The organism is Salinivibrio costicola subsp. alcaliphilus, from assembly GCF_001996185.1.
GTDB lineage: Bacteria > Pseudomonadota > Gammaproteobacteria > Enterobacterales > Vibrionaceae > Salinivibrio > Salinivibrio costicola.
The window spans coordinates 1-251 of sequence record NZ_MUFR01000210.1; the positions used below are offsets into that span (position 1 = coordinate 1).

At 42.2% G+C, this 251-nt stretch carries 1 pseudogene; it reads left to right on the plus strand.

The annotated features are described in order from the left end of the window. A pseudogene (locus BZJ21_RS16525) lies at positions 1-251 on the plus strand (glycosyl hydrolase family 26); the annotation flags it as partial.

A 251-nucleotide genomic window follows, 5' to 3' on the forward strand; every position in this document is an offset into this window, starting at 1 on the left:
GAAGCCTATATGACCGAGCCGGATGAATTTTTTGATGTGATGGACTTACCGGGTAAATTTGAGCGAGCTGATGATGCGCGAGTTGAGCCAAGATTTGATTGGCATAAATATACAGTCAAAAGTTTTATGGATGGACGACTAGTTAGGTTGGAGGATGATATTGGTGACTCTCCTCTTCGCATTATTTCGTTAGAGCAAGATTCTCGCTATACGACAACACCATTCTTCTCCATCATTGATGGACGTATGGT